Here is a 13,255-nt window from a genome sequence, read left to right on the forward strand (position 1 = left end):
GATTTTTTGTTTCCACTCATTTCTATCTCCATGCATAATTTCTACCGCGTCCTCTGGATGGCATTTATGGTGGCCATGGTCAACGTAAGCTGTGCCCAGCCCAAGCCAGCCAAGCAGATTCCGTATGAGGCCCTGCGCGTGGAACTGGAGCAGATTCTGGATGCAGACCAAGGCGTTAGGCAAAAGATGAGCTCAGTGAAGGAAGAAGACATGAACGCTTTCTTCAAAGAGATGCAACAAGTGGACTCTGTGAACCAAGGCAAGGTACTCAAGATTCTACAACAGTATGGTTGGCTGCCGCAGAGCAAGATAGGAGAGAAGGCCGCCGAAGGCATTTTCTTCGTCATACAGCATGCTCCCTTAAAAGTGATTGAAACCTACTTCCCGCAGATGAAAAGGCTGGCGCAGGCAGGGGAGGCCAACAAAACCCTGGCCGCCATGATGGAAGACCGCCTGCTTATGTTTCAGGGCAAAAAACAGATATACGGCACCCAGGCCACCAGCATGCAGAGCCCGGACGGCAAAAACAGAATCTGGCCGATTGAGAACCCAGAGAAAGTGAACGAGCGCCGCAAAGCTGCCGGCTTCACCAACACTGTTGAAGAGAACGCCCAACGCCTCAATGCCATCTACAACCCCAAAGAGGAACTTCCGGCCAACCCGGTCAGGTTTCACTAAACAATACCGCAATTCCCATTCTTTCTAGTATTATTGTAAACGCCAAAATCGTTTTTAGGCTGTTTTACCAGAAACAGGCCAAAAACGAATAGCTATTCACCGCTTAAGAAGACAGGAACGTGTTTGAATCAGAGGTACAGATAAGAGTGCGCTACGCCGAAACCGACCAGATGGGCTACGTCTACTACGGCAACTACGGCGCCTACTATGAGGTGGCCCGCACCGAGACGTTCCGCCGCCTGGGCATCCATTACAAAGAGATGGAGGCCGAGGGCGTGATGATGCCTGTGCTGGAGATGCGCTGCAAGTACATACGCCCCGCGCGCTATGATGACATGCTCACCATTAAACTACTGGTGAAGGAGAAACCCAAAGGTACCCGTATCAAGTTTGAGTACGAGGTGTACAACGAGGCCCAGGAACTACTCAACGTAGGCGAGACCACCATGGTGTTTGTGGACATGAAAACCGGGCGGCCCACGGCCATTCCGCACGGGATTCATGACAAAATGGACGTATACTTTACCGCATGAACGTCTACCAGACCTTTACCAGCTCACGGCCTTACCGTAAGTTCATTGTCTTCTTAAAGCAGTTGCGCTTTATGGGAGGCAAGGTAAGCGTCTACCATGTCATCAAGGTGATGATAGATGAGCTCAAGCTGGACTCCTTGACCAAGCGGGCCTCTTACATGGCGTTCAACTTTACGCTGGCCATCTTCCCTACCATCATCTTCTTGTTCACGCTCATCCCGTACATTCCGGTGGGCAACCTGGACCAGGACATATTGCAGTTTCTGGGAGACGTCATGCCGCAGGAAATCTACCTGGCCGCCGCCGAGACCATTGAAGACATCATCAACACGCCGCGCGGGGGCTTGCTTTCCTTCGGTTTCTTGTTTGCCATGGTCCTGTCTACCAACGGCATCATGAGCCTCATGGACGCCTTTGACAAGAAGTACAAGACCTTCAGGCGCAGAACCTACTTGCGTAAGCGTTTGATTGCCACCTTGCTGACGGCTGCCCTAGCGGTGATTTTGTTGATTAGCATCAGTGCCATCTTCTTCGGGACGTACATCTTAGACATTCTGGTGTTTTATGAGGTGGTCACAGAAGCCTTTACCTACACCTTGATTGTGATTTTAAAGTACGTGGCCGTGATTCTGCTCTTCTTCCTGGCTACGTCCATGATTTACTATTACGTGCCGGCCATTCATGACAAGTGGCCGTTTGTGAGTGCGGGATCAGTAGTAGCGACCATCCTCATCTTTCTGGTGTCCATGCTGTTCTCCTTGTACATCAGCAAGTTTGACACCTACAACAAATTCTACGGCTCCATTGGCGCGCTCATTGGTTTGATGATCTGGCTGGATTTTGTCTGCATGATTCTTATTTTGGGCTTTGAGGTGAACATCAGCATAGACACCATCACCAAGCGGCTGGAGAAAGAGAAGCGCTAAGGATTTGCGTTTTTGGCCTATTTTCCTGAAATCAGGGCAAAAACAGATATCCCGCTCATGGCCCTGCCCAGATTGCCCCTCAAAGAAATTGGCGTAGCCGCCTACCAGACCTTCCTTCGTTTTCCGTTCACGTTGCTTTCTGCCATGATGGGCACCACCGTGGTGTGGCTCATGATTGACCGGGACAGCCGTGAGGAATCTATCTTGCCTAAACTGGCCATCATTTCGGCACTGGGATTGATTCTGTTTTTCGTGCTGGAGCTCTATTCTGAGCGGAAGGGAAACAAGCCTGCATTGCGCTGGGGACTTATGGCTTTGGGCGTTCTGTTGTTAGCGACTTATTACTTTTTCCTGCCCCAGGAGCCCGCCTTCAAAGAAATGATGCGGTACCTGCTCTGGATGATCGCCTTGCATCTGGCCGCGTCCTTTGCCGCTTATTTGAATTGGAAGGTGGAGAACGGATTTTGGCAGTTCAATAAAAGCCTTTTCCTGCGACTGCTCACGGCAGCGCTTTACACAGCTGTGCTGTTCCTTGGGTTGCTGTTAGCACTTATGGCCTTTGACCAGCTCTTTGACGTCAAGATTGACCAGAAAATCTACCCGAAGCTCTGGATTTTCATGGTGGGCATTTTCAATACCTGGTTTTTCCTGGCGGGGGTGCCCAATCCAAATACATTAGAGCAGGTGACCGATTATCCGAAAGGCTTGAAGCTGTTCACGCAGTTTGTGCTTCTGCCGCTGGTCACGCTGTATCTGGTCATTCTGTATGCTTACATGGGTAAGATTCTGGTGCAGTGGGAATGGCCGCGCGGCTGGGTGAGTTACCTGGTGCTGGGCTTCTCTACGGCCGGCATCTTTTCGCTTCTCTTAATCCATCCGGTAAGAGAAAACGAAGGTAACCGCTGGATCCGCACCTTCGCCAAGTGGTTTTACCGCGCCCTCTTTCCCTTGCTGATTCTTTTGCTGTTGGCCATCTGGCGGCGTGTGCGAGACTATGGCATTACTGAGAACCGCTATATAGTCTTAGCCTTGGCGCTATGGCTGTTGGCGGTGGCTTTGTATTTCTTGTTTAGTAGGCAGAAGAATATCAAGTTCATTCCCATGACCTTGGGCGCGCTGGCTCTTTTGGTGGCTGTAGGACCGTGGGGCGTTTTCTCAGTGTCGCAGAGAAGCCAGACGGGCCGCTTGCAGGAAATCTTGATGCAGCATCAACTGTTAGTGAACGGGAAGGTTCAAAAAGTGAAGAAGGAGATTCCAGACACAGCGGCGGCAGAGATTACGTCCATCGTGGAATACTTAGGCGAAATGCACCAGTATGAGTCGGTGCGCGGATGGTTTGGGATGCCTATGGATTCCTTGTTCGCCAAAAAGCCCAGGTACGGCTCAAAAGCTCCTATAACGGATGACGTGTTAGCCTTGATGGGATTGCAATACACCCGCATGTCACAGACTGTTGAAACAATAGACGCCAATTACTTTTCTATGCATGCAAGAGATGCCGAAGTGGTGGCCATACAGGGCTATGATTACCTGGTGAGCTTTAATGATTTTAGGTATCTGGAAGAAAAAAGTGAAGAAGAATTCATGTTGGGACCAGATAAGTTAAAGGTTATTTTATCTGAGCCCGAAAATGCGGTGCAAATTAATTTTAAGCAGGAGACTTTGCGCATTTCATTAGACAGCATCATTCAGGTCCATAAAAGACAGGCCAAAACACATGGCACTCCCAAGCAGTTGCCGGCTAAAGAATTGTTATTCAGGGTAGAAGGAAACGCTCTGGTAGTGGCACTACAAATCACCAACCTGCAAGCTGAAAAAGAGAAGGGCAAATTCCACATGAGTAACCTACAGGGCAAACTCTTGATTAAGCTGAAAAAGTAAGCAAATGCGTAAAAAAAGTAAGATTTTTTTGCCGTGGGGCTTGACTCATACAGTTGCAACCCTTACTTTTGTAACACATTTAGAGAGATGGCAGAGTGGTCGAATGCGGCGGTCTTGAAAACCGTTGACCTTTGCGGGTCCGGGGGTTCGAATCCCTCTCTCTCTGCGAGTAAAATCTTAAAGCCCTGTAACTATCCGTTACAGGGCTTTTTGTTTGCCCATTTGCAACCCTTCAAGGGGGCGTCTTCTATTATTAAGGCCAGCTGCCGTGCTCTGCTATCTACATCCTTTTGTAACGATTAGCAGTGAAGTGGCGTTTGCCAACAGACTACAGCCTTCCCCCAAAAAAATGATAATCTACAAAAGTGGGTTTCTAACACTACATTACACGCCAAGTACAGACATCTTAACTGTTAATTTTCCGCCTGTGGAAGATATTCTCAACACAGAGATAAGCAGGTCTTTTGGCATTATAGTGGAGTGTACCCGTAATTACGACATCAAAAAGCTCCTGTTTGACGCCCGCGGTACGCAGGTAGAAGTGCAGGAAGAGACCTTTGCGCCCATCATATCACATTTTGTGAAAAGCCTTGCCACCACGCGCGTCCAGAAGATTGCCAGGGTTGCCTCTTCTAATCTCTTCAAAGAGCATGTGGTAAAGAGGGTGTTCAATGATACCAAGCTACTCATTCAATTCCAGAGCTTCACAGAGCTTGAGCCAGCTGTTGATTGGCTAACCCAGGCGGGTATTGAGGGCTAGTGATTGTTTTGCTCTGTCAGACCTGTATGCGTGACAGGCAGCGAGCACGGAAGACGCGCAAGTAGCAGTGCTTGAGTAGCGCTCAAGGCAAGGTGCCAAAACAGGTGGGGAGATGATCTAAATTTACCCTACTTTGTCAGCAATGAGTACTTTAATGTCTTCCTCAGTGATGGGTTTGTAAATAAAGCCGCTCACCAGGGGATGGTCTTCGGCCTTGGCAGAATCAGACACGTCCAGGGAAGAGGTGAGGATGTAGATTTTGCAACGCTTATGGTATTCCTCGCCAATGGGTTTAAGGGCTTCCATCACTTCCCAACCGCTCATGACGGGCATGTTCAAATCCAGCAGTAACACGTCAGGGGCCTCTGTGCAAGGACGATGCAGCAAGGAGTTGACGGCTTCTTCGGCAAACTGGAACGTCTCAATAGTGGAGATTCCCTCTGCCGCAATTAAATGCTGAGTCAAGAAAATACTGATAGGGTCATCATCCACTATACAAAACTTCATATCGGGTTACTTTAGGTGAATAAGAAAGGTGGTGCCTTTGTTTACTTCGCTGTGGACTTCTATCTGGCCGCCCAGGGATTCTACGTGGGTTTTGACTAGAAAGAGGCCAATCCCTTTGCCGTCAGCGTTCTTATGGAAGCGTTTGTAGAGTTTGAATACGTTGTTGCCTGCCTTCTGTACGTCAAAGCCCAGTCCGTTGTCTGTAAAAGAAACGGTCACGCCGTCTCTGGTATTTTGCTGGGCGGTGATTTGTACGTGTAAGCGCCTGTCTGGAGAACGGTATTTAATGGAATTGGCTAGCAGGTTATAGAAGATACTGAAGAGGTAGGCTTCATTGCCACGCACGTACATGTCCTCGGGTACGTCCAGAGTATAAGAGGCATGGCTGGCTTCCAGAGTTTCGCGCAAGCTCTCTACGGTCTGCTGGCATTTCTGCGCCAGGTTTACCTTGTGCCTCTCCATGGTGTTTCTATGGTCCCTGATGGACAGGATGTGGTTAAGGTCTTTAAGAACGCTGTCTATCTGCACCACGCTTGCCTTCAGGTTGGCTAAAGAGGCCGTGTAGACGGCAGAATCCCGTTCTACCATCGGCAACAGTGCTGCCAGGCCCAGAGCGTTGGCCACCGGCGCCCGCAGGTTGTGTGACACAATGTAAGTGAACTGCTGCAGGTCGCGGTTTTGCTCATACAGCTCACGGGTGAGCAGCAGTTGTTCTTTTTCTGCCTCTTTGCGGTACGTGACGTCCGTCTGAATGGCAATGAACCTGATTACCTGGCCTTCTTCATTCTTAACCGGGGTCACGTCTATCTTCACCCAGAACTCTTCGCCAGACTTTTTGTAGTTCAGGATTTCTTCCCTGAACGGCTGGCCGGAGCGGTAGCCGGCAAAAATGCGTTTTCTGGTCTCTGGATCTGTGTTGGGGCCATGAAAGAAATCATTGGGTCGTCTGCCTTTCACTTCGGCTAAGGTGTAGCCGTTGATGTTGGTAAAGCCATCGTTGACCCATTCAATCTGCCCTTGGGCGTCCATGATGACAATGCCGTTGCTGGTTTTGCTAGCCACCAAGGAGAGTTTCTCCAATTCTTGGCTGGCCCGTACCCGCTCTGTAACATCTTTTAAAATAGAGTAGACGCCCGTGGTTTTCTGCTGGGTGACCACAGGTATTTTGGAGACCTCAAACACCCGATGCCCCATGAGTTCTATCTCTACCTGTAGGGTAATGGATACGGTTTTGCCTTGCAGTGCTTCTTGTAAACTGGCATGACACGCAGCAGCGGTGGCCTCTGGCAAGTAAGCGGCCAAGACAGTGCCCACAATGGTAGGTTTTCTTAGAGAGAAGTAGTTTAAGAAAGAAGGGTTGGCGTCAAGGATGATCCCCTTGGGGTTCTCAAAGATGATCATCTCTGGGCTGTTCTCAAACAAGGACCTAAAGTGCTGTTCGCGCTCCTGTAGCTGCAGCCTGGTAAGCACGCGCTCTGTCACGTCTCTAGAGGTAAGAACCAGGCCGTTAACATGCGGAGTGGCCAGCTGGTTGCTGGCGGTGGTTTCCAGCCATTTATAGTCGCCGTGTTTGGTTTTAATGCGCAAGTCAGAGACCCTTATGGCTTGTTTGGAGGTGGCTAACTGGGTAAGCACTTCCTGGGCCCTGGGAGCGTCTTCTTCATGCAGAATATGAAAGACGCTTTTGCCAATCAAGTCATGTGGTTCATACCCCAGCAGTTTGGCCGTAGAGCCGCCGCTGTACGTGAAGACTGCGTTTTCATCTAACAAGGCCAGCATGTCTGTTCCTTGCTGAGCCAGCGCCTGATAGACCTTTTCCTTTTCTTGAAAAGCGTGTCTCTGCTTCTGTCGCCCGTTTATGTGCCTGCCCACGCAGTAAAAACAGTTATCATCTAAGGACCAGGAGGCAGCCCACTCTATAAGTACCGGCTGACCGGTAGCATGGAGCACTCGGTTTTCAAAGGTGGAAGGGTTGGGCGCGCTTGAGTCTTCGGCTGCCTTAAGCGACGCCAAGGCCTGGGTGGCTGCGTCAACATCTGGTAAGGGCAGATATTGAGTAAACAAGGATCCTGTGACCTGCTGCGGTTGATAGCCCAACAATAAAGAGACCGCTTCATTCACAAAAAGAATGTGGCCTACGTGGTCTATGGTGCAAAGAATGTCTCTGGAATGTCTGCTAAGTTTCTCTAAATGAGCAATGGGGGAAGATGACTTCATCTGAGCTGCTTATGTTGGATAGAATATGCTATATAATGTAGGATAGAATAAGTGACGGTGTAGTTGTTCCAATTTAGAGAATACTTGTTACATATCTAGTACGCTTAAAGAAGATTGTGGCTTTCATTGGCAGGATTTTGATGTTCAGTAGAAAGAGCACCAGACGCGAACAGAGTGGGTAGGGTGTATAAAAAGGTACTTGTTAAGAGCTTCTTAATTGCAGAAACAGCTCCAGCGTTACACTGGCCTCTCTAGCCAGATGCTCTTTGGCTTCTTCTGGAGATAGCTTTTTGGCGTGCTGCAAGGCAAGTTTAAGGATGGCCCAGGTACGGCGGGTGAGTTTACTGTCCTGAGGTCTGAGCAGAAGCCAGTTCTCCAGCAGCGTAACAGATTCATCAATGTAGAGCTCCAGGTCAGGGACAGGGTAATGCGTGGCATCATATGCTTCACAGAACTCAGAAAACAACTGGTACAAAGCCTCAAGTAAATATTCTGCGTCCACGCGTTTCCTTCCAACAAAAAATAGTTTATAACCTTCCCTTGGGGGCACTAAGGCCCCATTGCTGTGAGACAATCGTTTCTCAAACCACTAAGCACAGGTTTACTTATCTTGAGGGAAGGTAAAATTAGTGATTAAAGTTCATATTTTAATTGCTGGCATAGAGAACGTTGAAAATATGAACCAAGTAAGAGAGTTGGTGAGGTGGATAAATGGTGTTGCAGCTTGTTTCTTAGAAATAGTACAAATAATAGCATTTAAAAGTGCGTAATAGGCTGTGATGAAATGGGAGTGGTTTTGTTAAGGTTGCATATTTCCGTTTTCGGCTTAGTTTTCAGGAAACAGGCCAAAAACGGAAATATGCATTTGTAGGGCAAAAAAATAGGAAAAGGATTGTCTACATGGTCCTTATTCTTTGAGAAAAGGTGCTCATTTTGTTCTTAACTAATAACATGCTAGCAGCAAACACTGTGGTTAAATCTTGGTAATGGAGCATATTACATGGCTTATTACCATGCGCTTGTCTTAAGAGTAAATCTAGTGTGTGGGTAATGTGCAAAATTAAGCCAGTTTAATGTAGTGGTAGATGCCACTGAATGTGCCTTATGCAAGCCTTTGTCTGCATTTTTATAGGGTAATGTTGTAATTATAACTGAAACGTGCTTCCTAATTTGTTATAAAATCTAGAAAGTGATAAATAGCTATTGTTTAAGATGGAAAGTTTGCCGGTGGTGGAAGGGGTCATGGGAATGGAATAGAAGAAAAATAAGGTAGCGCTTTTTTGAAAATGATGATTGCCCTGTTGCTATGTTGTTTCCTATTCACGCCTGCCTTGCTGGGCTTGTTCTTTCCATTGTGACCTGCGTAATAGAGATGAGGACAGGGGTTTTGCTTTGTCCCTAAGGAAGGGCCAGGGCCTCGCAACTTGTTTCAGATTTCTTTATTTCAACGGTTTCTTTTTATAGGCAACCATGTACTTAAAAACGCAAAAACCTTTTATTTAAATGCAGGACATACGCATGTAACACGTATCCATGACACTACAAAAATCCCCCAAAGTACCTGTTGCCCATGATTCATCTGTTATTGCCTTACATCCAGCGCCCCATGTTCCAGAGATGACAGTTTCTGTGGGGCCAGCCACCCTGGTGGCCATGCATCTTGCGCAGGGCTTGGCCTTGCTTACCCAAGATGGCCGTATTCAATGGGTGAATGACAATTTCCGGCACATGACCAACTTAGTAGCACCAGAGGTAGTAGCTCAGAACTTCTTCGGGGTGCTTAAGGCGGCCGGGGCAGACCAAGACGAACTCCTCAAAACTGAAGCGTTGGTTAAGCAGGGTAGCTCTGTTACAACTGAGCTATCCGTTATACTCAACAGCCAGCAGGTTATCTGGTGGGCTTTGGAGATAACACCTTTAATGAACAATGATGACCCGATGGAGCAGTTTGTAGCCGCATTACGGGATGTCACTGCCAAGAAGAAAGAGGAGCTGGCGTTGGTCAAACTCACAGAAGACTTATACAGGCAGACCCGTGACTTACAGCAGTTTACCTATATTGTGTCACACAACCTGCGGGGGCCTGTGGCCAATGCCCTGGGGCTTTCCAACCTGCTCACGCGCCTAAAAAAAGAAGACGCAGGCTTTGACCCTATGCTGACTCAGGTAAGGTCTTCTATCTTTCAACTAGATACCATTATCAAAGACGTTAACCTGATTCTTTCCATCAGGGACAACCAAGACACCGTTGAAAAAGAGCCGGTTCGTCTGGCCGAGGTCTGCCAGCAGGTCATCTCCAGTTTGCAGGAGTCCTTGCAGAACTGCGGCGGTACCGTGCAGGTGAGCATTCCTAAAGACTATACCCTGCCGGCCAAGAAGGCGTATCTCTACAGCATCGTCTACAACCTGCTCTCCAATGCCATTAAATACCGTTCAAAGGAGCGGCCCTTGCACGTAAACATCCAGTGCCAACCAGGAACCAAGGGGGAGACCGTATTCACTTTTTCAGACAACGGCTCCGGCATGGACTTGAACAAGGTGCGCGAAGACGTATTTACCTTGTACAAGCGGTTCCATAGAAACATAGAGGGGCGCGGAATTGGACTGTTCCTGGTAAAGACGCACGTAGAATCCTTGGGCGGAACCATTGAGATTGACAGCACCCTGGAGGTGGGTACCACTTTTACCATGTACTTAGGTTAAAAAGGCATGAAGACGTATCTAATTGATGATGACCACATCAGTACCTTCATCACTGCCCAAACCCTGCGCCTGGAGAATTTTTCTGATGACATCCATACGTTTCTGTGCGCCGAGAAAGCCTTGGAACAACTCATAGGAGAGACAAGCAGAAAGGAGAGCCCAGAGGTGATTTTCCTGGACTTGAACATGCCCGGCATGAACGGGTGGGAGTTTCTGGAAAGCATCAAGCCCTATGAGCCGCAACTGGCCAACAAATGCCGCATCTATATCTTAACGTCTTCTCTGGACTATACAGACTCCTTGCGCATGAAAGACTACCCCCTTGTGACAGACTTGTTGCATAAGCCCATTGTGCCCGAAGACATACAAGTAATTTTAGCCGAATCCCTTAGACGATAGAGAACATCACTCATAGTTCATCCTTAGATGGGAGCAATCTAACCTGTAGTCGTTTTTGGCCTGTTTTCTGGGAAACAGGCCAAAAATGACCAAGGTAGCTTGGCAATTACTCGTTGTCAGAAGCGTACCATTCGCCGTAGGCGTTTTCGGTTTCCCAGAGTTTGAGGCTGTGCAGGGTAATACGCTGGGGCAGATGCGGTTGCAACTGGTCTTTGATGTGCAAGAGCATGTTCTCGCAGGTGGGTTGCCAGTCAGGGAGGAGCAACTTATGGCCATGTTCTTGCAGCGCAGCCACCAAGCTGGCAGGGCTGTCTTTTGGCAAAATCAAGGCATGGTCAAACACCTGTAATACCCGTTCCTGTACCATCAACTTCAAATCCCCGAAGTCCATTACCATGCCGTTCTTAGGGTGCCGTTCCTCTTGCAAAGGCTGTCCCAGAACCGTCACCTCTAGTTTGTACGAATGGCCGTGAACGTGCCGGCAGGCGCCGTCATAATGCGCCAGCGCGTGCGCCGTCTCAAACGTAAACCGCCGGGTAAGTCTGATCCAGTTGGCCATTTAATGAACGCGCACTAAAGCGGCCTCCAGTAACTGGTCTTCGGCTTCTAAAAGTTCTTCCAGCATGACCACGCGGCATTCTAATTCCTCGGCAGTAAACAAGTTAGGCAGCAGTTGCTTGTAGTACTGGATGCCCTGTTGCAGGTTCTGCCAGAAGGTCTGCAGGTATTTTTCCTGCTTGTCGGTTAAGGATTCCAGTTGTTCGGCCTTCTTGTTCTTCCAGTAGTCAATGTACAGCTTGAGCTCATTGATGAACATATGCGGCCGGTAGGTCTGGTTGAGGGCGTTGAACCTTCCGTAGATATGGTCCACCATCTCTTGAAGCTTGAAGATGCCCGAGAAGAAAGCCAGGTTAGGGCCGGGGCAGATGGCCACGGGTTTGTGAATCACCTTTTTGCCCAGGTTGTAAAGAATAGAAGCGGTGTTGGCAAGTCCTTCGCACAAGCACTCTTTGGCCAACACCTTGGCTTTTTCGCGCTCAAACTGGGCGGGAGCCAATGCTTCATTCTGTAACTGTTCCAGCTTGCGGCGCTGGTATTTTCTGGAGGCCGTGCACAACGGCTCTTCGCCAAACTCGGTGTTAGACACCAGATGTTTTTTAATGCAGGGGCTGCCGGGTTTGTCTTTGTCTATGCGGACGTTGGTGAGTTGCTCACTGGTGGTGCCGCGCAAGGCATTGAACGGTACGCCCAGCGGCGAAATAGGGCTCAGGTACAGGTCCTCAGCACGGGCCTGCGACAACTGGGTCAAGGTAGTGGCGTCTACGGTGCTGGCCTCGGGAACCAGTAAAAAAGGGGTTCCCCAGCCGGTGGCGTTTAAGCCGTAATGCTCTAAAAGAAACGTATGCTCTGCCGCCGTGCCAATACCTCCCTGCACCGTGATCCTTTGCTGAGGTGCTTCTGAGGGGAGGATGATTCCTTTGTTAGAAAGCGCCTGCTGGCACATGGCCCAGAGTTCTAACTGCAAGGCGCTGCGGTTGGTTTTGAATTCCTCTAAAATTGGTCCCAACAATAAGCCATCCGTGGCAAATGCGTGACCTCCGCAGTTGAGTCCAGACTCTATCCTGAACTCAGACACCCAGACGCCTTTCTTGGCCAAGATCTTGCCTTGCACCGCCGCCGACCGGTAATCACTCACCTTGATGATGACCTGCTTCTCAAACTCACCTTCTGGAGTAGGTAAAAAACAAGGGAACTGCTCTAAGTAGCTGTACAGCCTGGGGTTCATACCCGCCGAAAAGACAATGGAAGACCGTACGGTGCTTAAGGCAAATCCGCGCAAGGCCGCCAGCGCGTCAGAGTATTCTGAGGGTAGGGCCGTGCCGTCTGGCGCGTAATTGGTCTTATCCACCTTGGTCATGATGTTGACGTCAATGCTGCCGGGTACCAGGGCTTCGCGCAGTTGGTCTTGCAGAAACTGGCGGTAGGGCTCATCTGTGGTCTGGAGCATCTGTTGGTACAACACGCGCAACGCCGATGCGTCTGGCAACAACTCAAAGTACTTGGTTAACTGCGTGCCAGGGGCAAATTCTTCTTGTTTCACTTTCTGCAACTGCTCCTGCACCAGCTCATCCACCAAATTTAGATAAGCCGTCACGCGCTTGGCGCGGTAGTCTTCCTGCTTGTCTGTGATGGGTGTATACGGTTTCTGGTAAAGGGCCGCATAGTACTGGCGCATGTCTTCCAACAGCTTGTCATCAGCCAAAGACAGCACCGACGAGATGCCGTAGCGGGCTACTTTTAAAGGAGAATCTATGGAAAAAGCCAATCCCATGACCGGAATGTGGAAAGTATGCGGAGAAGAAGTAGAGACCATGGTTCTATAGGGCAATGTAGATTCAAATAGACAAGAAGCTGTGCGCAAGGTACTCTGCCGGCAGGCTGTGAAGGGAGGATGATAAAGACCTCTGCGAGTGATGATCGTCATTGCAAAATAGTCTGGATTTGATATGAACCGGTTAGAGCTTACAGAAGACTATCTCGTCTTAAATAATATGACCTGATCGTTTTTGGCTTGTTTTCTGGAAAATAGGCCAAAAACGGTTCTTAGAGGATTCTGGCCTTGCTGCTTAAGAAGAGAGGGTGAAAATAAG

The 13,255-nt window shown here is 49.0% G+C and carries 12 protein-coding genes and 1 tRNA gene; 8 read left to right on the forward strand and 5 right to left on the reverse strand.

The genetic code is table 11. The features are described 5' to 3' along the window. Positions 1–6: 6 nt before the first annotated feature. From ABD880_RS18330 to ABD880_RS18355, 6 genes are all read left to right on the forward strand, one after another. On the forward strand, positions 7–678 hold the full coding sequence (locus ABD880_RS18330; protein WP_345169458.1) for a DUF6624 domain-containing protein: 672 nt from the start codon (positions 7–9) through the stop codon (positions 676–678). Between the two features lie 119 nt (positions 679–797). Next, positions 798–1,211 carry an acyl-CoA thioesterase gene (locus tag ABD880_RS18335; RefSeq protein ID WP_345169460.1) on the forward strand — a complete coding sequence of 138 codons (414 nt, stop codon included), beginning with the start codon at positions 798–800 and terminating at the stop codon, positions 1,209–1,211. Next, positions 1,208–2,137 (forward strand): YihY/virulence factor BrkB family protein, encoded by a 930-nt coding sequence (locus ABD880_RS18340; RefSeq protein ID WP_345169463.1) that lies wholly within the window; start codon positions 1,208–1,210, stop codon positions 2,135–2,137. The genes ABD880_RS18335 and ABD880_RS18340 overlap by 4 nt, the downstream gene beginning before the upstream one ends. Before the next feature lie 57 nt (positions 2,138–2,194). Then, positions 2,195–4,018, forward strand: a complete 1,824-nt coding sequence (locus ABD880_RS18345; RefSeq protein WP_345169466.1) for a DUF4153 domain-containing protein — start codon at positions 2,195–2,197, stop codon at positions 4,016–4,018. 81 nt (positions 4,019–4,099) lie between these two features. Further along, positions 4,100–4,184: transfer RNA gene (locus tag ABD880_RS18350), tRNA-Ser, on the forward strand. Positions 4,185–4,367: 183 nt separating this feature from the next. Beyond that, on the forward strand, positions 4,368–4,778 hold the full coding sequence (locus ABD880_RS18355) for a hypothetical protein (RefSeq protein ID WP_345169469.1): 411 nt from the start codon (positions 4,368–4,370) through the stop codon (positions 4,776–4,778). A gap of 123 nt (positions 4,779–4,901) precedes the next feature. Here ABD880_RS18355 and ABD880_RS18360 read toward each other — a convergent pair whose 3' ends face one another. The 3 genes from ABD880_RS18360 to ABD880_RS18370 all read right to left on the reverse strand — a co-directional run bounded on the left by ABD880_RS18360 (position 4,902) and on the right by ABD880_RS18370 (position 8,004). Beyond that, positions 4,902–5,285, reverse strand: a complete 384-nt coding sequence (locus tag ABD880_RS18360; RefSeq protein ID WP_345169471.1) for a response regulator — start codon at positions 5,283–5,285, stop codon at positions 4,902–4,904. Positions 5,286–5,291: 6 nt separating this feature from the next. Further along, complete coding sequence (locus tag ABD880_RS18365; RefSeq protein WP_345169474.1) at positions 5,292–7,502, reverse strand: PAS domain-containing sensor histidine kinase; 2,211 nt, start codon at positions 7,500–7,502, stop codon at positions 5,292–5,294. A gap of 202 nt (positions 7,503–7,704) precedes the next feature. Beyond that, positions 7,705–8,004: a hypothetical protein gene (locus ABD880_RS18370; RefSeq protein ID WP_345169476.1), complete on the reverse strand. Its 300-nt coding sequence runs from the start codon at positions 8,002–8,004 to the stop codon at positions 7,705–7,707. 1,031 nt (positions 8,005–9,035) lie between these two features. Here ABD880_RS18370 and ABD880_RS18375 point away from each other — a divergent pair. Together ABD880_RS18375 and ABD880_RS18380 are read left to right on the forward strand one after the other, a co-directional pair. After that, positions 9,036–10,205 (forward strand): sensor histidine kinase, encoded by a 1,170-nt coding sequence (locus ABD880_RS18375; protein ID WP_345169479.1) that lies wholly within the window; start codon positions 9,036–9,038, stop codon positions 10,203–10,205. Positions 10,206–10,211: 6 nt separating this feature from the next. Then, entirely contained in the window at positions 10,212–10,604 is a 393-nt protein-coding gene (locus tag ABD880_RS18380) for a response regulator (RefSeq protein ID WP_345169482.1), read from the forward strand. Positions 10,605–10,710: 106 nt separating this feature from the next. Here ABD880_RS18380 and ABD880_RS18385 read toward each other — a convergent pair whose 3' ends face one another. Further along, entirely contained in the window at positions 10,711–11,163 is a 453-nt protein-coding gene (locus ABD880_RS18385) for a 6-pyruvoyl trahydropterin synthase family protein (protein WP_345169485.1), read from the reverse strand. Next, on the reverse strand, positions 11,164–12,978 hold the full coding sequence (locus tag ABD880_RS18390) for a hypothetical protein (protein ID WP_345169486.1): 1,815 nt from the start codon (positions 12,976–12,978) through the stop codon (positions 11,164–11,166). Between the last annotated feature and the right edge of the window lie 277 nt (positions 12,979–13,255).

This window comes from Nibribacter koreensis, assembly GCF_039541795.1.
In the GTDB taxonomy this organism is placed as follows: Bacteria; Bacteroidota; Bacteroidia; order Cytophagales; family Hymenobacteraceae; genus Nibribacter; species Nibribacter koreensis.

Coding starts and splice junctions, on each gene's coding strand:
- ABD880_RS18340 (WP_345169463.1), top strand. CDS start 1,208: ATGAACGTCTACCAGACCTTTACCAGCTCACGGCCTTACCGTAAGTTC.
- ABD880_RS18345 (WP_345169466.1), top strand. CDS start 2,195: ATGGCCCTGCCCAGATTGCCCCTCAAAGAAATTGGCGTAGCCGCCTAC.
- ABD880_RS18355 (WP_345169469.1), top strand. CDS start 4,368: ATGATAATCTACAAAAGTGGGTTTCTAACACTACATTACACGCCAAGT.
- ABD880_RS18360 (WP_345169471.1), bottom strand. CDS start 5,285: ATGAAGTTTTGTATAGTGGATGATGACCCTATCAGTATTTTCTTGACT.
- ABD880_RS18365 (WP_345169474.1), bottom strand. CDS start 7,502: ATGAAGTCATCTTCCCCCATTGCTCATTTAGAGAAACTTAGCAGACAT.
- ABD880_RS18375 (WP_345169479.1), top strand. CDS start 9,036: ATGACACTACAAAAATCCCCCAAAGTACCTGTTGCCCATGATTCATCT.
- ABD880_RS18380 (WP_345169482.1), top strand. CDS start 10,212: ATGAAGACGTATCTAATTGATGATGACCACATCAGTACCTTCATCACT.
- ABD880_RS18385 (WP_345169485.1), bottom strand. CDS start 11,163: ATGGCCAACTGGATCAGACTTACCCGGCGGTTTACGTTTGAGACGGCG.
- ABD880_RS18390 (WP_345169486.1), bottom strand. CDS start 12,978: ATGGTCTCTACTTCTTCTCCGCATACTTTCCACATTCCGGTCATGGGA.